Here is a 23,739-nt window from a genome sequence, read left to right as displayed (position 1 = left end):
CCTCGCTCGTTGTGCTTCGTGGACCGTCACCTGATCGGTGGCCAGCTCGAAGAAGCTCAGTCGCTCAGATCCCCCATAATCCATTCGACGGCCCAGGAAACGCAATTAGAGAGGACTTCCCCACCTACGGTGTTATCTTGAGCCAGGATCTGCAAGAGGGCGTCGATATTGGTTGAATCAGAAGCATTCAATACGGTGTCTTCGTCGGATGCCGCCTCCAGGCCCAACTGTAGGATGATTTCCGACTCAAGATCCCTGCCCATTTCCAAACACAGCCAAGCGCGACGCACATAGTTCTTTCCGAGCGGAGGTCGCAGGTTGACAGGCTCAGCGTGAAATACACTTGATGCAACGCCTTCAAGCAACTCACGACGTTCTCTGTACTTCTCGGCCATGGGGCCCCCGCCACGGGCAGGGAAAACAAGCCAAAGAGCCTCTAGCTGCTCATACCTTTTCACGAGACCTATCAGCGAAGCGACTTCCCCTATATCTGACTGCACATAGTTCACAAGGTAGTCCCGTACAGATGGGTTATGGAAACCAATATGAACCTTGCCGTATTGTTCCACGCTTTTCAGCATCGTCCCATCAAGGACGCCCAACGCCCTACGCAAGTCGCGCAAGGATTCACCGCATTCCAGCCAGAGTTCCTGCAAGTCATCCAGGCGGATGTCCGACATGAAGGAAAGAATGAGCCTAAGTAGCTTCAGGTCGATCTCACCGAGCTGATTTCTTACAATGTGATCCCAGATTCGATGCGGGTCTTCCAAGTTGGCAATCAGGTCGTCCACCAGTGATTCCCGGCGGCCTGACAACAACCGGGAATCCGCGAGAGTGACAGCCACTATCCGCGGGTTGAAGTTACGGTGCTGGATGACTGGACGATAGACCTGGAGATCGGCGAATGATTCTTTGACGTCTTGTGGCAGCGGCGCGCCATAAACGTGATTGTAGAGGATGGAAGCTCTGGCTTTATATGTGTAGTCTTCAAGGTCAATGACGCACGTATGCACGTCGAACGGATGCCTGTCCAGGCGCTCGTACCGCTGTCTAGCCTGAGCAAGGATGTATTCACGGGTCGTAAGAATGAACCGCTTATTTGAACTATTCGAGACGCGCTTCATCAGCGACAGAAGTCGACCGTCCTCATTCTTTCCAAGCTTCTCATCGAGCGTCGTCTGCCCGAGAAAGTCATCATAATAGAAGACCTGAGCCACCTCATCATTCCACAGGTGATTTGCTTCGTCGGCGTCTTCCGAGATCTCTACCAGTTCATACCCCATGGCCATGTAGTGAGCACTCAGAACCTGGCTAAGGGTTGTCTTTCCGATGCCGGGAATTCCGGCAATCACACACACATGCCTGCTCTCAAGTACTTCCAGAGCTCTTGCATGGCTAGGATTTGCAGCGTAGGTCCGAAGTGTATTTTCGAACTCTCGCGCCAACTCTTGGGAGCGCGTGACAACATTTTTCACCAGCAGCGCATTGAGAACGGAAGCACTCGTAAGCCAGAGGCGTAGATGCCTGCGAACGATCTGATCGTGCTTCCGCAGGAGCGCGTCTATCTCTTCCTTCCCATAAATATCACTGGGGGTCTTGACGTAGGGCTTCAACGCTTCAAACAGTTTATCCTTAGCGCCTTTGGTAAGCGAAACAGAAGTCGCAAGGATGTATCGCTGCGGCTTTAGCTTCGCAACCTTCTCCGCTTCCACCCTTTGGATGTGCTCGATCAGTTTTGCCCGTCCGGACCTGTGCCAATGCTTGCACTGCACGATAAGCGAATCTTCCGCTGGGCGAAGGTGACGCAAGTCGACCCCTCCGTCTGCACCAGAAGCGAAAATCTCAAGCCTCAGGCCAAGTTCTGCTTCGAGTAGGTCCTTGCACACAGCTTCGAAGTCGAAGTCTGTCAGCCGACCCAGGTCGAACGTTCCATGTCCCTCCCCTGTTGGCGCCAACTCCATTATCGGGCTCTGAGCGGCAACTCCCGCAACAAGTCAGGAGACTTGTCCTCGGCGCGGTGTCGACCGGCGCACAGAGGGGCAGTGAGCCTTTTCCAACCTGACGGCGGTGCTGGGGTGCTGGCGGGTGTGGGCTGTACGGAACGACGAAGCTCCTGGTAAGCGTGTTCTCGACCAAGATCACCCGTGTCCGCCAGGAGCTTCGCGTGCTTGTCTACCCGTCCTCGATTGATCTCTCCAGCCGCACCCTGCGGTTCCTGGCCGGGCAGCTCTCCGGGCGGCAGAGGCAGATCGGGACGCGGTGGCGACGACTGCCGACTGGCCGTCAGGCCCTCCTGGTGCTGTCCCCCTCGTCCAGCGGGCGACCGGGGAGGCGCGGGGCTCAGGAGGGGCAGTTGCCTACGGTCTTGACCGACCTCAGGTCGGCCGCGCCGAAGGTCTCGATGTCGCCGTTCGGCCGCCTGATCCGCAGCTCGCGGTCGGTCTTGGAGCTGAGGAGCGTGCCGCATACCTTGGCGTCGTTGCCGCGCGTCACCTCGACGAGAGCCTCCTTCGGGCCCGACCGCGGCCAGAACCAGATGCACCCGATGGCCACCGTGAGCGCACCTAGGGAGCACAGGGCCAGTACCACCGCGCGGCCGAGCTGGCTCGCTGCCTGCTTCAGGCGTTCCCGCCGGTTGTGGAACCAGGTGGTCAGCAGGTGGTCGTTGCCGAGATCGACTTCTACGGGCCACCCGTACGCCGCCTTGTAGGCCGAGACGACGGCGAACGCCGCCCCGCCGACCGCGGCCGCGGTGAACACGCCGCCGACGAGGCGGGCCCACCCGCTCAGGCCCGTGAACGCGTCCTTGCCCATCAGCACCCCTGCCAGCCCGAACAGGCCGAGCAGCGCGGTCACCGCCGCGATCCAGTTCTCCGCGGACGACCGGACCGTGCCCTCCTCCGTCGCCGTCACCTCCTGCATGGCACGCAGCGCGGGCAGCATCGAGGCGTCCGTCGCCGCGCGCACCGGCGGATCCGCGTCCGGGTCCAGCGGCATCGTGACCAGCCACCAGCTCCCGCAGGTCTTCACCGGTTCCCCGGCGTCGGCGGAGCCGTGCAGCTCTTCGCAGGCGCATTCGCAGATCCTGGTCATCCGCTCGCTGGGGGCGAGGGCCGGTTTCCGCCCGCTCTGGCCGCGGGCCACGACGGACCGGTCCACGTTCAGCTTGGTGGGGTGGCGGCAGTTCGGGCAGGGGCCCTCGATCCCCAGGATCTTGTTGTCGAACCTGGCCCGGTACACCGTCCACCCGGCCAGCTCGTCGTCCGTGACCATGTACTGCCCGTACCGGTACGGCACCGCGTCTTCCGCCATGGCACCAGGTTCCGGGAATCCGCGGGGACCCGCCCGGGCATGCGGCCGGCTGGCGTAGTCCGCACGCCCCGTGCTCGCGGCGAACCTACGCTGCTCGCAGAAGAGGAGGGCACCCATGTGCGAGGACTGGGCGGGCTACTCGACCGTGGTTGGGCCACGGTGGGAGATCGAATGGCTCATCGGGCGCTGGGAGACACTGCGAACACCGGACCGGCTCCGCATCGAGCGGCCAACGATGGTGAGGTTCCACGACGTCCACCGGGAGGCCGCCCATCGCTTCGAGGACGCGTGGAGCCCGGCCATCGCCGTCGCGCACCACCCGCCCGGCCTCGGTATGCGCGCGACGGCGCAGTTGCAGGCCGAGCTCATGCGGGGCCCCCGCGGGCGGTCTGCCTTCTGGGACGCACACCCCCCCTACCACGAAGGGCCTCACCTGGTGTGGGAGCCGGGCTACCGGTTCCGTTCCGCTCAGCAGGGAGTCGCCGGCATCCCTGACGACGCCTTCAACGCGGACGGGCTGGACGCGCTCGTACAGAGCGCACCAGCGGTGCCGAGCGGGCCAACCGCGAACGGCCACCGCGTCGCGGTGCTGGACACCGGTGTCCGCGGTGCCGCCCACGACATGATCGACTTCATCAACTGCCACGACGTGGGGATCACGACAACACCGGCGGCAGACCCGCACGGACACGGCACGGCGGTCGCCGCGGTCATCACAGCCGTCCGGAGCAGCGCCGACATCCACCCGTTGCGCGTGCTCCGCGAGGACAACCAGGGCGAGTCGTACGAAGTGCTGGCCGGCCTTGTGTACACACTGTGGTCAGGCGAGTACGACCTGGTCAACGCCAGTCTGACCACCGACGTGTCGGGACAGTGCGCCACCTCGCTGGGCAGAAGCGTCGACTACCTGCTGAGCTACTGCTCCGCGGAGGTGGCACCGCCCGTGCTGGTGGCCGCCGCAGGGAACTGGGGTTGGGCGCAGACGTCCGGATACCCGGCCTGCCTCCCGGACGCGGTCGTCGCCCTCGCGACGGACGACACGGGCGCGCGTGCCTCGTACAACTGCACACCGCCCCCGGGAGCGATCACGGAGGAGGCCTACGGAGGCAGCGACGCCCAGCCGCTCGGCACCCTCCCCGACGGGACCCGCTTGTTCGGCACTTCCTTTGCGGCCGCCGCCGTCTCGGGCGCCTACCTCCCCTGACGCCCAGGGGCCCGTGATGATCCAGATGATGGCCACGGTGCGGGTGTCCGTGATTTTTCCAACCTCATGTTGAAGCGTGGTGAAGGACGAGGACTGCGCTCACGATGTCGGTGATCCGGGTCGTGCTGCAGCGAAGCTTCCGCAGAAGGCGCCAGCCCTTCAGTACGGCCATGGCCTGGTCACCGACGCAGCGGATCTTGGCGTGAGTGCTGTTGTGCCGTCGCTTCCAGTGCTTGAGCCGACGGCCGCGGAAGGGGACTCGGATGTGGCGGCCAGCGCCTTGGTATGCCTTGTCCGCCCAGCACTTCAGCCCTGCGGCGGCGAGCGCGTCAACGATCCCGTGGTTTCGGGCCGCGGTGAGGTCGTGGGTCGAGCCGGGCAGGGCGGGTGAGACCCAGAGCAGTCGCCCGAACGGGTCGGTAAGGACCTGCACGTTCATGCCGTGGCGCTTGTGCTTCCCTGAGTAGTACGGGGTATCAGCGGCGATCCGGTCAATCGGCAGCAGGGTGCCGTCCAGGATCACGAACGCCTTCGTCCGGATCGTCACCATCGCCTCAGCCAGGGACGGAGCGAGGGCGGCGAGAATCTCGACTGCCTCACGTATGTAGCGGTAGACGGTCGCGATCCCGACACCGAAACCCGTGGCAAGCTGGGCATAGGTGTCGCCGCACCGTAAGTGGGCCAGCACCAGGAGGGCCTGACGGCCAGTCGGCAGTCGTCGCCACCGCGTCCCGATCTGCCTCTGCCGCCCGGAGAGCTGCCCGGCCAGGAACCGCAGGGTGCGGCTGGAGAGATCAATCGAGGACGGGTAGACAAGCACGCGAAGCTCCTGGCGGACACGGGTGATCTTGGTCGAGAACACGCCTACCAGGAGCTTCGTCGTTCCGTACAGCCCACACCCGCCAGCACCCCAGCACCGCCGTCAGGTTGGAAAGGGCTCACTCCTTCTTCGCTTGCGAGGTTTACGAGGCGCTCACCTTCCCAGCGCTTTCCGGATTCCATCTTGCCGCAACCAATCCGTCAATCGCTGCCGACTGCTCACCACTTGCTCAAGGTCAGCACCATCGATGGCAAAGATGATTCCCCCCGTAGCCTGAAAGTGCTTCAAGCGCTCCAGGAAAGTTTTCTTGAATCCGGACAGAGATACGAAGATGCCGATACGGCACAGAGCACCCCGGTCTTGTAGCTTGGACTCGAAAATGCGGAGCTCCGGCATGCCAACCTTGTCTTTCCAATTCTTGCATTCGATTAGCATAAGAGGACTTCCCTGGGCAACCCAGAAGGGGTCCGCGAGATTGTTACTTACAAGAATATCTATCTCTTCCTCGGCTGTTCGAAAGTTTTTTTCTACAACTGCCAGCCCGTTTCCTTCAGCGCGCAAAATCGCTTCCACCAAGCTTTCTAGAGCATCACCCCTCAACTTTGTCGTATATAGGTCCGGACTTTCGTTTAGCTCACGCAGTCGATGAAGAAGCTCGACTGAACGTGTAGCCCAATATTCTCCGCTCAACTCGCCGTCGAATGATGAGAGGACACCAAAAAGGCGAGCAAGAGATTGTGCTGTTCCGGCCAGTACCTTTGACGAATCGTGCCAGTACTGTGCCGCGTAGGTACGGGCGTCTTCTTCAGTGCCCGCCAGGGAGGCCTCTGCAGCATCATCTGATAGATCTAGTTCCATGGGAGCGTCTGCCGGAAGACACCACAAGAGAACGCAGACTATTAGAGGCCACGCTAGAAGAGGCGCATCCCTCTGAAGATGGACCAGTGATTCAGCAGCCCGCAGAATCTCATGTTTTCGAGCTGGATCGTACATTTCCGCTTCCGTGTAAGCCTTGAAAGCGTCAGTGAACGGGTTCGGCAAGTTCTCTTCGTTCGTAAGACCTTCTAGTAGCACGATCTCATCTGTATCGTTCTCTATCTGCTTCAACATCAACCGCCCGAGATGCAGTAGATCGACCTCGGCCGGGATCTTGGAAAACTGCTCCAGCTTTTCCTTAATCTGTTCCCAGTCGTCGGTTGAGCGATTGTCAGCCATGAGCGACCACGTCGCCTGCCCGCGCTCAATGCGGATAGCCGCGTAGGCAGAAACTGCAGCCTTCCAGCCAAGTCCGTAGTTAGTAAGGGCTTCGAGGGATTGCTTGACAGTGCCCATAAATTTTACGGAGTAGCGGACTTCGCCAGACCCAAGGTCATCTACGGGATCAATCCGCAACTGATCGTAGCTAAATAGCATGCGAGGTAGCTCGCTGGCGTGTTTCCGCCACATAAACGTGTACTTATCGCCAATTTCCAAGGAAGTGTCGTATCCCATTCCCTGCCCGCACGTCTGGACAACTACCCATAAGGTATCGGTAGCGCGCCGCTCCTGACCTCCGCTTCCCTGTCCATGGTGGTTCGTCAGGCTCGACATGCGGCCGATCTCAGATCATGTCAGTCGTCCGCTCAGGGCTGTTGCAAAGTCTTTTGATCTTGCGTGAGTGCTGGTCAGGAGAGGCCGAGGAGGTCCAGCGGTCGGCGGAAGCTGTCGTAGGTCATCTCGCGGAGTCCGGCCGCGATGTTCGTGTGGCCGGCGGCTCGCAGGGTGTTGATGGCGACGGCACCCGCGTACAGGCCGCGAGGCTCTCCTTCGAGGGCCCGGATGACGGGATACGCCGGTGCCTTCGGGATGCCGGTGGCGGTGACCCGTCAGCACCGGTTGATCGGGCCGCTGACCCTGCGGCTGCAGACCCTGGCCGACCCGCGGCATCGGCGCGGGAATCGTCACTCGTTCGTGAGTGTGGTGCTGATCGCCTGCTCGGCGGTGCTGACCGGGGCGCGCTCCTTCGCCTCGATCGGCCAGTGGGCACGAAGCGGGTCCCTACCAATGCGAAGGGCCGCACTCGATCCACGTCCACGGCGGGAAAGTCGCCTTTACGTTGTCCGCCAAACCGTCCGACCGGCCCCTGTACACCCGTGCGGACACTGTGGGGCCGCCAGCCGTCCGGTTCACTACTGGAGATAGCCGTTGCGGGCACGGTTCTGTAGATCCTGGAACGTCGAGGAGAAGCTGTCGAGGCGAGCTACTGCGGCAGCGGCAAAGTCCTGCACCACGGTGTCGGGGTGGTTCTGCAGCTTCTCCGCGGCTTCGCGGCGCGGGCTGATCACGCTGGCCGGGTCGGTGAAGGCACCGTCCACCGAGGTCAAACCGTGCAGGAGCAGTTCCTGGCTCTCCGGGTCCAATCTGGCGGTGAGCAGGGCCGGAACGATCTCTTCCCAGGTGGCGGTCGACCAGGCAGATTGGATCGCCTCCGCGGCTCGACGGCGCGCGCTCGGCGCGCCGCTCGCCCATTCGTACAGCGTGCGCGACCATGCGCCGGTATCTCTGCCGATCTGGGTGAACGCCCGGCGCAGCAGAGACTCAGCGGCTTCATCGGGTGCGGTGATCGGTGCGGTGGACCAGTGGTGGACGAATGCGGCGGTGATCTCGTCGCGCACCTCGGTACCGAGGCGTTCGATGTACTCCGCCCACATGGTCGGCAAGGGATGCCCCTGGCGGATGTGGCCCACCAGAACGTTGGCGAACCGTTCAGGTACCCGGCGTGCGATCTGCATCGCCGCGTCTGCGGCAAGGTAGTCGTTGAGACCTCGACTGAGGTGCTCGGCCGCTAGCATGCGGTCCAGCACAGCAGAGCATTCGGCCACCGCTGAGGCGGCCACCTGCGGCCCCGGGAGGAGGACCATCCCAATCGCCACCAGAACCGCAGGAACCGCCGGCTCCGGCCCCCGGGTACCCAGTCGGCCCAGGCGCGCCAGGCGATCGTCGGCTGATCTGGTGCAGTGCCACAAGTGGTGGGCGACTTGTTCGCAGATTGCGGCCGACTCTGCGTTCTCTGTGCCTGTGGCTGCTTCCACGAGGGTGTGTAGGAGTGGCTCTTCGTGGTCGGGGTGGTCGTCCACCATCGCGAGCGCGAGTCCCGCGATCCTGGTGTCGCTCGTCCGCTCAGACACCCACTGCCACACCTGCTCTGGGTGCCGGTGAGCGAGTCCAGCCAGGAGCGCAGCCTCCGCGGCCAAGGGACTGCGGGCCAGGCGTGCAAGGACGGAGATGGTATCGGTCGCGTTCTCGCCTACCGCTGCGGCGAATGCCGGGAGGACTTCATGCGCGGTGCCGGAGACGTCGGGGTCGGTGGCTTCCAGGAGATCGACTGCCTGCGCAGTGGTCAGCGCGCTGGCCAGCGCAACGGCGGCGGGCTTTTGGGCTGCGATGTCCTCCTGCCAGGCGCCGCTGAAGGTATGGGGTGGCTGAACGACCAGAAGGTTGGCGAGCTCCTGGTCGGCGAGTGCCGCTGCTGCAACTGGTTCCCCGGCCGCGGCCGCAGCGGTGAGATCGGTACGCCAACGTCCCATCCCGAGCGCGGCTTCGGCTGCCCGGCGTCGTACGGACAGCGGAAGCCCCGTCCAATGCTCAGCGATCTTGCTGGCGAACCGCGATGCAGCTGCCGTCAGGGTCTGGTCGGCATACGCGGGCAACGGCTGCTGGGTACTACCGGGCAGACCGAGGGCCGCCGTTTGGCGCAGTTGCCGGGGCAGGGCGACCAGGGCATTGAGGAGGTGACGGTGCTCGGGCTCACTCAGCACCTGCTCCATGAGTAGCGGCGCGAGCAGGTCGAGGGCCTGGTTGAGCTGATCCCGCGTCGCCGCCACGTCGGGCAGCACCATGATGCGGATGTTGAAGGTATTCGCCTGCTCCGGCGTGCCGTACCGCACCCGTTCCGCGGTGACATTCAGGAATGGCTGCAGGGCCGCGAGAAGCACGCGGGCAAAGGACTGGGGCCCCCGCTTCGCGGCGTCCTCCGGGTCGAGCCCGAGCGGCGGCTCGGCCGCACGATCCCGGGCCCACCGGGAGATGGCGTCAAGTAGGGCACCGCGGCTCGTTGTCAGTGCCTCGCAGCCCCCAGCGTGTAAGTTGCGTGGGGCACTCCATGTCTCGAACGTCCGCAGGAGAGCACCAGGTTGCCCGTCGCCGAACGCAGGCCGGACAGCGTCCGCCAGCCAGGCGATGTCCAGGACGGCCGCCACCGCCGCCGGGTTTGCCAGCGGATCAGTGCGTCGTGCCAGTCGGGCGAACTCCTCGCAGAGTTTGTCCAATTCGAACCGGTAGTGGGCGGAGGCGTCCTCGTCATCCCAGAGTTGGCCGGAGGCAGGCACCGGCCACTGCCGGGCCAGCCGTGCGGCAAGGTGCACAAGGAGTGACTGATCGGCAGGGGCAGCCCGGTACGCGAGGTGCACGACGCTGGTCCAGTGACCGAGAGAGGCGTCTTCGGGCAGCAAGCCGAGGACGAACTGCGCGATTGCCGCGCCCGCTGCCTGGTTACCGCTGCTCCGGGCGGCATCGGCCAGCACGGCGATCGGCGGGCCAAGGCGCTGCGCCGCACTGCCCAGTGCTTCCGCGTTCTCCTGTGGCGTGCTCCCCGAGGAAATCCCGGCCTGGGCTGCCAGTTGCTGCAGGGCGGTACGGGTGTCCAGTCGGACGGGGGCACCCTGGGTGAGCGCGGCGGCCACGAGAACGACGGCGGCGAGCTCGGGGCGGAAGGTGTAGGGCGGCGTGTCCACCAAGCCCGCGTCGACGAGGTTGTCCAGAAGCCGGTCGAGACGATCCGGCTCGGACGGAAGGCCGGAAACCGCGCCGTGGAGGACGGCAACGTCCCTGCCGCCATGGTGGCCGTCCAGGTCGCCGGCCCTGGTCAGCAGGGCCAGGGCGACCGCGACCGCGCGGTGCAGGCTGGGATCGTCCATCGCCACGAGCCGGTTGGCCACCAGATTCCGCAAGAGTTCCGACGCATCAGCCCAGCCGAACGTCCCGCTGGTCAGGGCCACTTGACATGCAGCATGGGCGAGCAGCGGGTTGCCGACAGCCAGGTTGATGACGTTGTTACGGAATTCCTCGTGGTGGATGCCGTGGTCGGTGATGATCCTGTCGATCTCCAGCCTTTCCAGACGTCCGAGCACGACAGGGGCGCTGGCCTTCTGCTCTGCGCCGGCAGCGTAGAGCGTCCGCTCGCGCTCGCCGGGGCGGAGGGTGAACAGAAGGCGGACCCGGTCGAACCGGGGATCGGCGAGCATGGCCGCCACCGCGCTCAGGCTCTCGCTGCGGTGTGCGTCGTCGACCACGAGAATCAGGGGACCGTCCAGCCCCACCTCGCTGAACGCCTCCGGTGTGAGAGGTGCGCCGGAGGGGACGACGAGCGTCGTGGCGACGGATCGGGCCGCCTCGATCGCAAGCCGGGTCTTCCCGCTGCCTCCAGGGCCCTCCACGACGACGATCCTGGTTGCGGGGCTTTCCGCGCCGAGTTCGGTACGGAGCCGATCCTGGATCTCAGTGGTGCCGTGGAGTTCGGCGGTCATCCCCGGGACGGTGCCGGAGAGTCGCTCCAGGTACATCTCCGCGGTGGACAGGGCCCGGGGCTGGCGCGGACGGACACCCAGTTCGGCCTCGGCCACCCATCGCAGACTGTCCGACTCCAGCTCCGTGACGAGCTCGGCAAGGTCGACGATCTCCAGGTCCACCCCGAACTCCGTCTTTGCCCGCTCCCGCTCTTGCCCCTTCTTGATCTCGTTCGTCGAGCGGTTCGTCACGAAGAAGGCTGGCGCCGTTCGCCCGTGCTTCTTGTGCTTCTTCAACTCGATGGTGAGCTTCGCGCTCCATGTGCTCTGCAGGCTGACCCACAACGCCACGTCGATCCCGTCCTCGAACAAAGGCTGGCTGTAGCCGTCGAGACCGGTATCACCCGTAGCGCTGGTGGGCCGGAGGTTGGGGTACCGCTTCCGCAGCACCCATAGCGCCACCCGTTCCAGAATTTGATCATCCGTGAGCTGTTCCAGCGCACCCTGTGCGGTTTCGTACAGCACCCCTCGCCCCTCCGGCTCACCGAGATCTGCGCGGGACCATTCTCCTCCCCCCGCCACGCCATATGCAGCACAGCCCCGCCGGGGTTCGAAGGGATCGCAACGTGTCTTTCATGGCGAGGAAGCCAGACGGCCCTGCCGTGCGGCATGTGTCCTTTGGAGCAACCGAGGAGCGCGACGCCGAAGCAGCCCCCTACCTTCACGGGCCTCACATGTCGGTCGCCCTTCGGGTCGACCGAAGATCGCAACGGCACTAGGCAATGCGTTTCGGGGCCGGCGCCTCAAGCGGCGGAAGCACCGCCACAACACCACCCACGCCAAGGTCCGCTGTCTCGGCGAGCAGACGATGGCCACCCCCAAGGGGCGGTGCCTCCTGCGGAAGCTCCACTGAAGCACCACCCGAATCACCGACGTCGTGAAGGCCGTCCTCGCCCATCACTCGCATGAACGCGAGGTTGGAAAACTTTCCATGTCTGACGCGGCACGTGTGGCTGGCGCCAAGGCATCCGGCGGAGCGCCGGCGAGCGCCTGGTCGACGAAGTCCCGTACGTGCGCCACGGTCTCGGGGACCGTGACGTCCTTCGCCCACGTCTGGTTGTGCCGCCAGCACTCCAACTCGAAGTGGTGTGCGCCGTGGGCGAGTTCCACGTGCCGGTGGTGGTGGACCTGGAGGTGTAGGGGATCTTTCGCAGCGCCGGTCGGGCGTCTCCGGCCCGCCTACGGAACCCCCGACTCCTCGAGATCCGTGACAACCTCCTCGCCCGGATCGACGAAGCCCGCGAGCACAGCTGGCTCGGCGAGGTCGACGGCCTCAACGTCAGCCTCTCCGCCTCCAACAATAAGATCGCCCAGCTCGAGGAATCAGTACGCCGGACCACAGATCTCGGCGTGCCCCGCTTCCACGACGTCGCCCCGAACACCATCACCCCGAGCACCGGACAGCCCCCGACCCAGAGGCCTGATACGGATTCGCGATGGTTCAGATAATGGTGGCCGACCGGCTCGATATCACCGGCAGCAGATGGACCGTCCCCGGAGCCGAAGCCGTCTTGACTCTTCGGGCCCTCATCAGCAACGGCGACTTCCCGCAGTACTGGATCTTCCACACCCACAGAGAACGCGAACGCCTCTACCCCCGGCTCGACCAACACAACTACGAGCTCCTGGCCTGACCGGCGGGCTCACTCCAGAAGAGCCGCACCCAACTCGCTGTGCATGGGCGGGCGCGGATGCACGTTTAGGGCCGGTGGCGCTGTTCAACCACACGGTGACGTGGATGCGTCGGCACCGGGTGCTGCTGCCTCACCAGGACCCCAGGTCATGACGGTGGGGGGAACCCCGGCAGGTCATGGCGGCATCCCGTGTGTGAGCTGAACCCGCCGACCGCATGCCCCCGGCAGCCGCCCTCTATACCGCCTCGTGCAGCACGTGCGGGGGCCCGTACGACAAGCCGCGGCGCGGTGTATGCCAGCCGATGTCCATCAGGTTCCACAGTGACTAAAAACCGTTGGGTATGGAAACACGGATCCGCGTGTAGTCGACGGGTTCGGACGCCTGCAGGCCCGCGCTGCTGCTCTCGTCCGAGGCCGCGCTGAGGGGAGTGGTAGGCGCCGCGACCCGCGACTATTTCGCCGCGCTCGGCCGCATCCTTGGCCAGACCTGGGCTTTCACACGCCGCCGCCCGACCCCGTCAACGCCCTGTTCTGGCCGGCCTCCACCCCGCTGTCGGATACCTGCACGAGATGCACCGCGCCCGCCCGTCCCTGGCCCTCGGCCTGGTCGAGGGGTTCCGGCCGCTGATCGTCGACCATCTCGTCATCGGCCTGTGCACCTCGGGAAAGATCGGCCCCGCCGGTTTTACGACGGACGAGACCAGAGGAAATGGGGTGCCTGTATGGACCGCGACACACTGAGGACCTTCCTGACAACGTACGAGCGCCGCATGCTGACCGCGGCCCACCATCCCTCGGCCGGCCGCTGCGTCTCCTACCGGAAGGCGCTGACCGTGCGGGCCTGCCACCTCGCCGACGTCATCACTGACCGAACTGCGGCGTACACACCCATCGGCTGGAGGTGAGCACACATGCCGTACACCCTGCTGGTCAGCTACGACATCGCCGACGACGACCGGAGAGGCAAGATCTTCGATCTACTGGCCGCCCAGGGGGCGCGGGTCCAGTACAGCGTCAAACCGGCCCTTCTGGATCATGAAGGTGTCTACGCCTCAAGATCTGGAAGGGTGCCGTGTTCGTTCCACATCAGCCCCCACTGCCGTTCCGTCCCGCAGACATTGGCTACGAAGTGCGCTTGTTGGCCGGATGTGACGTCGCGCTGACATGTTCGGAAGGCCCGGGTCGGGGCCCTGTTTGGGGAGTGGGCGACGCGGGACTTCGACTGGTGGTCGCACGCTCCGTAGAAGGCGGGCCGCGCCTTGACGCCCGGTGTGCGGGGCCCGGTTGAGCGGTGTGGGCGTGTGCCAGGTGTTCAGCGGGTTGGTCAACTTGGCGGGTGGATATCCGGATTCGGGTTGTGCGGGTTGCGTGCACCGGTACTGAATGTTCCTCGGGCATTGTGTTGGCCGGTGTGCGGGGGAGGGTCTGGTGTCGGATGGGGCGGGCGTGGGGCAGAGCGGGTTCGTCAACCCGTACACCTTCGTTCAGGTGCCGAAGGGGGAACCGGAGCCGGGATGGCGTAAGGAGCCCGCGGGGCACGGGCAGTTGGTGGAGGGGTGTTACTCGGGGGTTGTCGAGGTGACGCTGACCGCGCGGAGTCCGCTGCTGCTGCGGCAGGTGTACGCCGGTGATGACGGTGTTTTCCCCCGGCGGCTGTTACCCGGGTTCGAGGGGCCGGTGCCGTATCTGCCGGGGTCGTCGCTGGCGGGTGCGGTGCGGTCGTTGCACGAGGCGATCGCGGGCGGGTGTCTGCGGGTCTTCGACGGTGACTTCCGTCCGGGGTATCGCGATCAGGTGCACGGTCGTACGCCAGGGTGGCGGCTGGCCCGGGTCGAGGAGGCGGACGAGGACGGCAGGCCGCTGCGGATGAGGCTGTGTCCGCAGCCGGCGGTGTGGGTGGAGTCCGCGGCGCTGCACGGCGCGCTGGGCGGCGCCGAAGGTTTGCGGACCGGGGCCCGGGTGACGCTGCTGGGCTCGGGCAAGGAGGTGCTGAAGCGCCTGCAGTTGGAGGATCCGGCGCTGGTGCGGGGTGGTGGTGACCGGGTGGTGCTGGTCACCGACGCGCGGACCAGGCGCGGGACGCGCAGGAACCCGGACGGTGGTGCACGACTGCGGGGCCGCTACTTCTGCGCTACCGGCGAGCTTGAGGACACGGTCCGTGGTGCGGTGGTCCCTGACGACGTGTGGGAGACCTTCCTGGACGCGGTCGACGATACCGACGACATGCGGCGGTTGCGGCAGCAGCCGGATCAGGACGACTCCAAGCCGTGCTGGGTGGACGTGTCGCACCCCGGGGACGGGAAACTCCTGGGTCGTCGGATCGCCGCGCGCCGCCGGCTGTACGAGGACCAGGTCGTATGGGTGCGGGCCGAGACCGGGGACGGGACGGTATGGGTGCGGGACATCGCGCTGGCGGTGGTGTGGCGTCACGCGGGCGGTGTGGACAAGGCCCGGCAGCGGGTTCCCGAGCACGCGCTGGCCTGTACGGATCCAGGCCAACTGTGCCCGAGCTGCCGGATCTTCGGCTCGGCGGACACGGAGGGGAAGGGTCCGAAGGGACGTGCGGAGCAGAGGGCGTACCGCGGCCATGTCCGCTTCGGTGACGCCGTTCCCGGTGCCGCGTACGAGGTGAAACGGGAGTGGCTGCCGCCGATGGGCGCTCCGAAACCGGGGGCCGGCCAGTTCTATCTGAACCGCGACCAGGGCTCCGAGGGGAAGACCGCCGTCGGTGAGAACGCCCCGCCGCTGCGGGAGTGGGGCTCGGAGGGCGACGGGAAGAGCACGCGCAGGCTGCGCGGCCGCAAGCAGTACTGGCTGACGGGCACGCCCGGTGAGCGGCCGTATTTCCGGGCGAGCGCGGACAAGCCGAGCGTGTTCCACGAGGACGTGTACAAGCCGACGAACCAGATGCTCTCGCAGGGCGAGTCCGTGCCGGCGGGATCGGTGTTCGCCGCGCGGGTCCACTTCGAGAATCTCAGCGACGCCGACCTCGGCGGGCTGCTGTGCGCGCTGGACCCCGCTCTTCTCCTGCGCGACTACGCCGACGGGAGCGCGGGGGAGCGCCCCGAGTACGGCCTCGCCGTGGGTGGCGGACGCCCGCTGGGCTTTGGCACTGTGACTTCGAAGGTCACGGTGATTGCCCTGCACGACGCGGCGAGCCGCTACCTCGGCGAGGCGGTCCCGTTGCTCGGGGTGGAGGAAGCGGTAGACGCGTTTCGCCGCACCGCGTCCAGGGAGCTCAAGGACATCTGGAAACGGCAGCTGGCCAAGGTGCTGCGGCTGGACTGGGCCCCACCGCACCAGGTGTGGTACCCGCCTGCGGGTCCTCTGCCGGAGCCGGGCCGCCCGCTGGACCCGAGTGCGCTGCTGCCGTCCTTCACGTTCTGGAAGGAGACGACGGGCGGCGCGTCGTGGACGGAGAAACCGGACGGCGGTTGGAAGAAGGGCGCCGAGTTCCCCTACCAGCAGCTGCCTTCCGCCGCGGCGCCCAGCCCCGCGATGAACGCCGTCCCGCAGAAGCAGAACAAGCCTGAGAGGAAGGGACGGTGACCGGCTCGCATGTGTACGTCGATTTCGGGGCCGCACGTATCCAGCAGTATCTGACCCGGACCGCGGGGTTGCGCGGGCACCGGGCTGCGAGTAACTGTCTGGCGCAGGCGACGGCCGCCGGCGCGGTCGGGCGGGTGGCCGGGGATCTGGCGGAGGTCAACCCGGAGGCCGGGAAGGCGGACGGGGTGGTCAGCCTCCGCTTTCCCGCGCGGGATACGGACGATGTCGAGGGGCGGGTACGGCGGCTTCAGGATGTCGTGTTCGCCCATCTGCGCCGGGCGTTGCCCGGTGCGGAGTTTCACTCGGTGTGGGGCGAGGGCGAGTTCTACCTCGCCGTGTACGCGCACGTGCTGCGCCCGAAGTCGCAACGTGGCCAGGTACGGCACGACCTGCCGCCGGTGGCGGAGTTCCCGCTGGCGCTGCCGTGCCGGATGTGCCAAATCGATCCGGCGGTGGGCGTCGAGCCGATGGCGGACGGCACGCGGCAGGCGCTGTGCCTGGACTGCTCGATGCGGAACGTGTCCCGCAGCCAGACGGTGGCCGACGAGCGCAGCCCGGAGGGACGGCTGCTGCGGGGCATCGGCCTGGCGCCCGGGCCGGACGATTTCACCGCCCTGGCCGCGCTGGGTAGCGCGGCGTCGGGCCGTAATCATCTGGCGACCATCGCGGTGGACGGCAACGCGTTCGGGGTGTTCTTCAAAGCCCTGGCCGACGAGGGCAGCCGGGATCCGGAACTGCGGACGGCGAAGGCCACCCTGTCCGAGGCGCTGTCGGCAGCAACCCGTGAGGCGCTGGCCAACGCGACGCTGGAACTGCCGTCGACGTCACAACACGAGCGGCTCTGCCTCGTACCGCACGTTGTGGGCGGTGACGACGTACTGGTGAGCCTTCCCGCCGATCAGGCGTGGCAGTTCACCCTCACCTTCCTGGCGGAGTTCGAACGCCTGGTCCGCGAGGCGACGGCCGATATCCTGGACCGGCTGAACCGGCTGCGGGCCGACCGCCGGGAGCCGGGGGCGCACCTGCCCGCGCTTGGGCCGCCGACCGCTTCGGCGGGTGTGGTCGTCGCCCACGCCTCGCATCCGCTGAATCTGCTGGTCGAGTCGGCGGGGCAGCGGTTGGCGGAGGCGAAGCGGGCGTTCGGCGGCCGGGAGGCGTCGGTGCAGTGGCTGGACGTCACCGCCGACGGCCCCGAGGCCCCCGGCCATCCACCGCTGGCCCTGTCGGTCCTGCGGACCGGGAACGGCGGCGCGAGTATGGCGGCCACCGCGCTGTCGCGGCTGACCCGGGTGCCGGCCAGCCACCGGGAGCGGCTGACCGAGGCGTCGCGCGCCGGCGGTCCGCTCACGGCGGCGGCCCTCGCCGACCGGGTGGTGGGCCACCTCGACGCCGTGCGGCCCTTCCTCCCTCCCCTCGACAGGCTCGACCGGCTCGATCAGCCGCCCGTGTCCGGCGTCGGGTTGAGCGCGGCCCTCAATCTCTCCCGGTGGTGGCCATGCGCGTGACGATCACCTTCCACGGCCCGTTCCGTATCGCGACCGGCAGCGGCCGGCCCGGCATCGACGCGGCCGTCGACCGGAACAGCCTGCTGCCCGCCTCGTCCCTGAAGGGGCTGATGCGGGACTCAGCCGAACGGCTCCTGCCCGGCCTTCCCCGCCTGGTGGAGGCGGTCTTCGGCGGCCCGCGCCACCCCACCGCGTGGGGCTGGGACGCAGCCCGCTTCACCGGCGAGGTGCCTGTGGTGACCACGCGGGCGCGCGTGCGGCTGGACGAGGAGTCGGGCGCCGCGCTCCGCGACCACCTGATGTACGGGGAGGAGGTGTGGGCACACGCCGCGGAGTTCACCGTCACCCAGCACGGGCCGTTGCCGGAGACGGGCGGACCGCCCCTGGACCGGGACGGCCAGCTGGCGGTCCTGGCCTGCGCCGCCGCCGGTGTGCACAGCCTCGGCTCGGGCCGGCGCCGAGGCCTGGGCTGGGTGCGGTGGATGCCCGAGGACCCGGGCGTGGACGAGGAACTGATCACCCGGTTCACGGGGCTCGCCGAGCAGTGGAGGAACCACCAGCATGCTTGACGTCCAGGTGACCGCCCACCAGCCGCTGGCCCTGGGCGTCCGACCGTCCGGCACCGCCCCCGTGCAGACCCGCCTCCATGTCCCCGGCTCGGTACTGCGCGGCGCGCTGGCCGCCGCGTGGATCGCCGAGCACGGCCTGCCCGGCAAGGTGCCGGAGGCCCAACGCCGGGAGTTCATCGCCCTGTTCGAGGGCGAGGTCTCCTACGGGCCGCTGTTCGCGACCGGCTCACACGTCGTCCCGCTGTCGGTGCTGCGCTGCAAGTACCGGCACTGCCCAACGGTCGTCGACGAGGCCTTCCCGCACGCCGGGAGCGGGGATGAGCCGTCGTGCGGGTGCGGGCCCCTGGTGCCGGGGCGGGGCGAGGTCGAGTTCACCGGGGCCGCGGGGCGGGGGCTGGTCACCCAGAGCACCCATCTGCAGATCGACGACGCCCGCCAGATCGCGGAGAAGAGCCTGCTGTTCACCCGCCGCGCCCTGACCCACCGCGAAGCCGACGGCACCGAACGCACCTTCCACGGCCGCGTCACCCCCGCCGCCGTACTGCCCCCCAGGGCGGCGGCGTGGCTGGCCGCACCCCGGCGGCTGCGCCTGGGCGGGCGCCGCGGCACCTCGGGCGCCGTCACCTACCGCCCCGGCCCGGCCGAGACCGTCCCGCCGCCGACCGGCGACCGTATCGCGCTGCGCCTGACCGCGCCCGCGATCCTCACCGACCCCGCCGGCCTGCCCCTCGACCTCGCCGACCGGCAGACGCTGCGCGCCACGCTCGATGCCGAACTCGCACCGCTGCTCGGCGGCGCACGGGTGAGCGCCGTGGAGCGGGTCTGGACGCGAGGGGAGCGGGTGGGCGGCTGGCACGCGGCCTCCCGCCTGCCCAAACCGGTCGAACTGGCCGCCGGTGCGGGTTCCGTCCTCCTCCTCGCCTTCGACCGGCCCCCCGCCCCCGACGGACTGCTCACCCTGACGGGGCGTGGTATCGGCCTGCGGCGCAACGAGGGCTTCGGCGCCCTGGAGACGGCCACCACCGCCTGGACCCAGACCATCGACCCCGCCCCGGAACCCGCCGACACCGGGTGGGACGAGGCCAAGGACCCGGCCGAGTCGTACGCACGGATGCTCCTGAGCACCGGCCACGGAGCCTGGTTCGCCGACAACCTCCGCACCTACGTCGAAGACATCACCACTGCCTCCGGCAACCGGAACACCACGCTGCTGCAACGCCCCCGCCTGCGACGGCTGACCCCCTACGAGCGGGACGCCGTCACCGCCATGCTGCTGACCGCGCCCGTCGACGTCCTCGACAGGACCCTGGGCACCCTCACGGCCCTGCACCGGCTGACGGAGAAGGAAACCCCGAGCCCATGAGCGTCGTCCACATCCTCCAAGCCGAACTGGAACTCACCGGCCCCGCCGCGGTCGCCGCCCCCGAAGCACACACCGTCGGCTCCGTCCTGCGCCCCGACCTCCCACTGGCCCGTGACGGCTGGGGCACCCCCTACCTGCCCGCCACCTCCCTGACCGGGTCACTGCGCCAGCACGCTCCCGAGGACCGGCGACGCCCTCTGTTCGGCGACGTCTTCAAGAACCCGGCCAACGGTACGGGCGACGCCACCGGCGAAGACAAGGGTGGCGGCGTGCGCAACGGCACGGCCGACGGCCGGGCGGGGACCACCGCGGTCGCCTCCCCGGTCCGCGTCCTGGGCACCCGGCTCACCCTGCCCGACTCCGAGCCGACACGCCGCCGCCGTACGGCCGTCGACCGGCACCGCGCCGCCGCGAAGGCCACCTCCCTCCACGACCGTGAACTCCTCCCGCCTGGCACCGAACTGACCTTCTGGCTGCGCATCGACACCGACACCGTCCAGGACGTGCTGGTCGAGGAAGTCATCGCGCTGCTGGGCGCGTGGCGGCCCCGGATCGGCGCCGGACGCACCACCGGCTACGGCCGGGCCGAACTCGTCACCGTCCGCCACCGGATCATCGACCTGCCCACCCCCGACGGACTGCGCCACTGGCTCACCGAGGGCGGCCCCGGCCTCGTCGACGACCAAGCCACCGTCGCCCACGAGCGAGCCCACCGGCCCGGCGGCGCCCCGGACGAGCCATACCTGTTCGGTGAAGCCCTCGGCTTCCGCATCGCCGACGCCCTGCACATCGGATCCGGCACCGTCGCCGACCGCGCGGCCCGCCGCACCGGTGTCGCCCAGATCCTGCGCGACCACGAGAACATCCCCCTCGTCCCCGGCAGCACCTGGAAGGGCGTCCTGCGCGCCCGCGTCGAGTTCATTCTGCGCTCGGTCGGCATCGGCGGCGTGTGCGCATCGGTCGGGGACGGCGCGGTGGGCACCTGCGGCACCTGCCCGGTCTGCGAGGCCTTCGGCTGGACCGAACGCCCCACAACCACCGCGCACGCGTACGAAGGGGAGCAGCCGCAGACGGTCGGCGCCCGCGGACACCTGCTGTTCGCCGATTCCCCGGTCCGTGAGGGCACCGTACGGATACGCAACCACGTGGCCCTCGACCGCATCTTCGGCGGCGCCCGCAACAACGCCCTCTACACGGAGGAATCCGTCGAGGACGGCCACCTGAGCCTGCACATCCGCTACGACGGGCACGTCCCCGACGTGGTGCGCGCCGCCCTGGTCCTGGCCCTGGCCGACCTGGCGGACGGCGCGACCGGCATCGGCGGCGGCACCACCCGAGGCCACGGCACCCTCGCCGCACAGCCCCGGACGGCCGACTGGCTCACCGCCGAACACGCCGCGGCCGTCGACACGCTACGGGCCCACCACACCCTCCCGATCCCCGCTCCCACCGCAGCCGAGGCCACACCCACGGCCACCGAGGAGATCCCGGCATGACGACCACACCGGCACCCGGAGCGACACCGGAACGGGAACCGGCCTCGGTGCCGTATGCCGAAGCCCAGCACACCGCGCGGCCCGCCACCGCCCGCCTCGAACGCATCGGCCGCCTGGAATGGCCCCAGGCGCGCTCCGTCCTGGCGGGCACCACGTGCGCCTGGGCCGACCTGGACGGCTTCCACGTCGCCGCAGCGGAGCAGCTGCCCCAACACACCCCGCTGTCCACACACCTGTGGGCCTGGGACCAAGGCCGCTGCCTGCGCCTGCGCATCGACGGCGCCCACGCCCTGGTCGCAGCCCTCCGCCCCGGCCAGGACGACGGCGAACAGGTCCGCGTCCACATCCGTCCCGGAACCCCCTGGGCCCCCGACGACCAACAGGCCGGCCCGCTGCCCACCGAGGCCCACGCCCTCACCTTCGAACTCCTCGAACTCCCCGGCCCCACCCCGGCCACCTTCGTCCGCGCGACCACACCCTGACCCCGGACACCTTGACCCCGGAACCCCGAACCCCGAGCTGGGAGTACCCGTATGCACACCCCCTGGTACCGGCAGCTCTGGGGCTTCCTCCGGACACGCGACGGCCTCGGCACCCTGATGATCGCCGCCTTCTCCGCCCTCGCCCTCGGCGTCGTCCCCAACATGCTGGAAAAGCTGTGGGACTCCGGCTGGTTCTACCTCGCCGTCTTCCTGGTCGCCGCCGTGACCGTCGTCCTCGGCTGGGTACTGCGCCGGGAACGAGGCGTCGGCGTCGTCATCCCCCTCTTCCCCCAGTCCCTCACCCAGACCAGCCGCGTCACCGAGATGAGACGCGCCTCGGCGAAGAACCACGCGAGCACCCTCTTCATCGACCCGCGGCTGCTGCGCCCCGGCGACCGGCCACTGTCCCCGGCCGACCGGGCCGACCTCGTCACCAACCTCATCGACGCCCGCGTCGACGAGTACAAGTCGAGCGGCGCCGACGGCAACGTCACCCTCTACCCCCTCGCCCAGATGCGCGACGGGTTCCTCCTCGGCCGACGCCTCTTCAACGACCATCACACCTCACTCACCGTCATGCACTCCTCCAGAGCCGACGAGACGACCGTCGTACCCGGCGTGGTCCTCGGCAGCCACCTCACCCAGCCCCTCACCCCGGCGCAGCAGGCCCTCGTCGCCGCCACCATCCCGCGATCCAACCCCGGCGAGACCCACACCCACGCCCCGACCCCCGCCCATGCCCGGCCCGTGGCCCACCCGGACTGCCCGGCGCGGCACCGCCACCGTCTCGCCCTCATCGTCCGCCTCACCCCGGTCGCCGGTATGACCGACGACGCCAGGCACGTGGCCCGCACCGGCCAGGTACGCCGTCCCTCCGACGCCACCCACACCGGTTACGTCTTCGACGAGTCCGACCACGAGGCCGCCGGCAGCCCCTGCGGCGCCCACCTGGTCATCGAGGCCTCAGCCGGACACCTCCCCGAGACCCGGGATGCCTTCGAAGCGGTCGCGGCGCACCTGCGCCAGACCTGGGCCGCCGCCAAGGACGCCTGGCAGACCGAGAGCGGGACCGGAGCCATCGAAACCCGCCTCTTCATCACCGCGCCGCTGCCGATCACCATCGCCTTCGGCTGGCTCACGGCCAATGAGAACATCAGCATCGTCCACCACCACAGGGACCTCCTCAACACCCTTGCCCCTGTTCCGGCTCCGGTCCTCGGCTCTGATCCCGGCTCTGCCCAGGCGACCCCGTGACGAGCACCCCGCACCGGGTGAACCTCACCCCGCACACCAAGGACCAGCCCTGATGCCCACCCGCTGGCAACTCCTCCTACGCCCCGCCGATCCCACCCGCACCACTCAGGTCCCGCCCGCCCAACTCCACGGCCTGGCCTGCGCCCTCCTCGAAGGAACCACGGCCGACCACTACAGCCAGACCAAACCCTTCTCCATCACCCCCCTCGTCGAAGTCCCCCAACACCCCGGCCACGCCACCCTCGTCCTCGGCTGGCTCGACGACCGCACCACCCCACCCCTCGACACCCTGCGCGGCGAACGCGTCCGCCTCGGCTCCCAGTTCTTCACCATCGAGGACATCCGCACCGCGAGCGCCCCCTACCCAGCCCTCCAAGCACTCCCCGCCACCCATACCGCGACCCTCACCTTCCTCTCCGTCACCCACTTCACCCGCAGCGGACGCTGGATCCCCCTCCCCGACCCCGAACTCCTCTACGCGAACCTCGCCCGCCGCTGGAACACCTTCGCCCCCCACCCCCTCCCCGACCCCCTGATCACCGACCTCCTCGCCACCGTGCGCCTCACAGCCCACGAACTCCGCAGTGCCCCCGCCGACCTCGGCCCCACCACCCGCACCGGCTTCACCGGCCACGCCACCTTCACCCTCCCGCACACCACCCCACCCGACACTGCCTCGGCCTTCACCTCCCTCTCCGCCTACGCCGAAGTCGCAGGCACCGGTGCCCAGACCGCCCACGGCCTGGGCTGGACCACTACGACCCTCCACCCCCAGGACACACGACCGACATCGCGGAACCCGCAGCCCCCGCTTCCAACGGTGTCCTCGCCCCTGCCCCCAACCGACAAGCCCCCACCGCGTAACCGCACCGCGCAGGGCAAGCCCGGCAGTGAGCCTTTTCCATCCTCAGTCTGAGCTGGCCAGATGGAGGGTGAGGACGGCTTGGA

20 protein-coding genes and 2 pseudogenes are annotated in these 23,739 nt (G+C 67.9%); 15 read left to right on the top strand and 7 right to left on the bottom strand.

What is annotated here, in order from left to right:
* Positions 1–56 precede the first annotated feature (56 nt).
* Positions 57–1,961, bottom strand: a complete 1,905-nt coding sequence (locus tag IEY89_RS38510) for an nSTAND3 domain-containing NTPase (protein WP_189152187.1) — start codon at positions 1,959–1,961, stop codon at positions 57–59.
* 203 nt (positions 1,962–2,164) lie between these two features.
* Here IEY89_RS38510 and IEY89_RS41335 point away from each other — a divergent pair.
* A pseudogene (locus IEY89_RS41335) lies at positions 2,165–2,305 on the top strand (IS5/IS1182 family transposase); the annotation flags it as partial.
* A gap of 35 nt (positions 2,306–2,340) precedes the next feature.
* On the opposite strand, the gene IEY89_RS38505 reads toward IEY89_RS41335, so the two are convergent.
* Positions 2,341–3,312 (bottom strand): hypothetical protein, encoded by a 972-nt coding sequence (locus IEY89_RS38505; protein ID WP_189152186.1) that lies wholly within the window; start codon positions 3,310–3,312, stop codon positions 2,341–2,343.
* Positions 3,313–3,427: 115 nt separating this feature from the next.
* On the opposite strand from IEY89_RS38505, the gene IEY89_RS38500 reads away from it, so the two are divergent.
* Positions 3,428–4,516, top strand: coding sequence for a S8 family peptidase (locus IEY89_RS38500; protein WP_189152185.1), 1,089 nt, complete (start codon positions 3,428–3,430; stop codon positions 4,514–4,516).
* Positions 4,517–4,580: 64 nt separating this feature from the next.
* Here IEY89_RS38500 and IEY89_RS38495 read toward each other — a convergent pair whose 3' ends face one another.
* The 3 genes from IEY89_RS38495 to IEY89_RS38485 all read right to left on the bottom strand — a co-directional run bounded on the left by IEY89_RS38495 (position 4,581) and on the right by IEY89_RS38485 (position 7,183).
* Positions 4,581–5,336: a transposase family protein gene (locus tag IEY89_RS38495; RefSeq protein ID WP_189152184.1), complete on the bottom strand. Its 756-nt coding sequence runs from the start codon at positions 5,334–5,336 to the stop codon at positions 4,581–4,583.
* Positions 5,337–5,489: 153 nt separating this feature from the next.
* Positions 5,490–6,926, bottom strand: a complete 1,437-nt coding sequence (locus IEY89_RS38490; RefSeq protein ID WP_189152183.1) for a restriction endonuclease — start codon at positions 6,924–6,926, stop codon at positions 5,490–5,492.
* A gap of 74 nt (positions 6,927–7,000) precedes the next feature.
* Positions 7,001–7,183, bottom strand: coding sequence for a chorismate-binding protein (locus IEY89_RS38485; protein WP_189152188.1), 183 nt, complete (start codon positions 7,181–7,183; stop codon positions 7,001–7,003).
* On the opposite strand from IEY89_RS38485, the gene IEY89_RS38480 reads away from it, so the two are divergent.
* Positions 7,104–7,517: a transposase family protein gene (locus IEY89_RS38480; RefSeq protein WP_308437486.1), complete on the top strand. Its 414-nt coding sequence runs from the start codon at positions 7,104–7,106 to the stop codon at positions 7,515–7,517. The genes IEY89_RS38485 and IEY89_RS38480 overlap by 80 nt on opposite strands.
* Here the strand turns inward: IEY89_RS38480 and IEY89_RS38475 are convergent.
* A complete protein-coding gene (locus tag IEY89_RS38475) occupies positions 7,505–11,404 on the bottom strand; it encodes a hypothetical protein (protein WP_189152181.1) in 3,900 nt (1,299 codons plus the stop codon). The two genes, IEY89_RS38480 and IEY89_RS38475, sit on opposite strands and share 13 nt — an antisense overlap.
* Positions 11,405–12,387: 983 nt before the next feature.
* Between IEY89_RS38475 and IEY89_RS38470 the strand changes: the two are divergent.
* Positions 12,388–12,573: pseudogene (locus IEY89_RS38470) on the top strand (ISKra4 family transposase); the annotation flags it as partial.
* A 495-nt stretch (positions 12,574–13,068) separates the two neighbouring features.
* On the opposite strand, the gene IEY89_RS38465 reads toward IEY89_RS38470, so the two are convergent.
* On the bottom strand, positions 13,069–13,212 hold the full coding sequence (locus tag IEY89_RS38465) for a hypothetical protein (RefSeq protein ID WP_189152189.1): 144 nt from the start codon (positions 13,210–13,212) through the stop codon (positions 13,069–13,071).
* Here IEY89_RS38465 and IEY89_RS42135 point away from each other — a divergent pair.
* From IEY89_RS42135 to cas6, 11 genes are all read left to right on the top strand, one after another.
* Positions 13,144–13,314: a CRISPR-associated endonuclease Cas1 gene (locus tag IEY89_RS42135; protein ID WP_189152179.1), complete on the top strand. Its 171-nt coding sequence runs from the start codon at positions 13,144–13,146 to the stop codon at positions 13,312–13,314. The two genes, IEY89_RS38465 and IEY89_RS42135, sit on opposite strands and share 69 nt — an antisense overlap.
* A complete protein-coding gene (locus IEY89_RS38455; RefSeq protein WP_189152178.1) occupies positions 13,296–13,478 on the top strand; it encodes a hypothetical protein in 183 nt (60 codons plus the stop codon). The genes IEY89_RS42135 and IEY89_RS38455 overlap by 19 nt, the downstream gene beginning before the upstream one ends.
* Before the next feature lie 6 nt (positions 13,479–13,484).
* On the top strand, positions 13,485–13,736 hold the full coding sequence (locus tag IEY89_RS38450) for a CRISPR-associated endonuclease Cas2 (protein WP_189152177.1): 252 nt from the start codon (positions 13,485–13,487) through the stop codon (positions 13,734–13,736).
* A gap of 265 nt (positions 13,737–14,001) precedes the next feature.
* The gene (locus tag IEY89_RS38445) at positions 14,002–16,122 is read left to right on the top strand and encodes a TIGR03986 family type III CRISPR-associated RAMP protein (RefSeq protein WP_189152176.1); all 2,121 of its coding nucleotides are present in this window, start codon (positions 14,002–14,004) and stop codon (positions 16,120–16,122) included.
* Entirely contained in the window at positions 16,119–17,627 is a 1,509-nt protein-coding gene (locus IEY89_RS38440; protein WP_189152175.1) for a Cas10/Cmr2 second palm domain-containing protein, read from the top strand. The genes IEY89_RS38445 and IEY89_RS38440 overlap by 4 nt, the downstream gene beginning before the upstream one ends.
* Positions 17,618–18,196, top strand: coding sequence for an RAMP superfamily CRISPR-associated protein (locus IEY89_RS38435; protein WP_189152174.1), 579 nt, complete (start codon positions 17,618–17,620; stop codon positions 18,194–18,196). Before IEY89_RS38440 ends, IEY89_RS38435 begins: the two co-directional genes overlap by 10 nt.
* Positions 18,189–19,559 carry a type III-B CRISPR module-associated Cmr3 family protein gene (locus tag IEY89_RS38430; protein ID WP_189152173.1) on the top strand — a complete coding sequence of 457 codons (1,371 nt, stop codon included), beginning with the start codon at positions 18,189–18,191 and terminating at the stop codon, positions 19,557–19,559. Before IEY89_RS38435 ends, IEY89_RS38430 begins: the two co-directional genes overlap by 8 nt.
* On the top strand, positions 19,556–21,055 hold the full coding sequence (locus tag IEY89_RS38425; protein WP_189152172.1) for an RAMP superfamily CRISPR-associated protein: 1,500 nt from the start codon (positions 19,556–19,558) through the stop codon (positions 21,053–21,055). The genes IEY89_RS38430 and IEY89_RS38425 overlap by 4 nt, the downstream gene beginning before the upstream one ends.
* On the top strand, positions 21,052–21,537 hold the full coding sequence (locus tag IEY89_RS38420) for a hypothetical protein (RefSeq protein ID WP_189152171.1): 486 nt from the start codon (positions 21,052–21,054) through the stop codon (positions 21,535–21,537). The genes IEY89_RS38425 and IEY89_RS38420 overlap by 4 nt, the downstream gene beginning before the upstream one ends.
* Positions 21,538–21,588: 51 nt before the next feature.
* Positions 21,589–22,791: a hypothetical protein gene (locus IEY89_RS38415; protein ID WP_189152170.1), complete on the top strand. Its 1,203-nt coding sequence runs from the start codon at positions 21,589–21,591 to the stop codon at positions 22,789–22,791.
* A 52-nt stretch (positions 22,792–22,843) separates the two neighbouring features.
* Positions 22,844–23,707, top strand: coding sequence for a CRISPR system precrRNA processing endoribonuclease RAMP protein Cas6 (cas6, locus tag IEY89_RS38410; RefSeq protein WP_189152169.1), 864 nt, complete (start codon positions 22,844–22,846; stop codon positions 23,705–23,707).
* The last annotated feature ends 32 nt before the right edge of the window (positions 23,708–23,739 follow it).

The sequence above is a fragment of the Streptomyces lacrimifluminis genome (assembly GCF_014646095.1).
In the GTDB taxonomy this organism is placed as follows: Bacteria; Actinomycetota; Actinomycetes; order Streptomycetales; family Streptomycetaceae; genus Streptomyces; species Streptomyces lacrimifluminis.
This window is presented reverse-complemented; position numbering and strand designations above follow the sequence as displayed.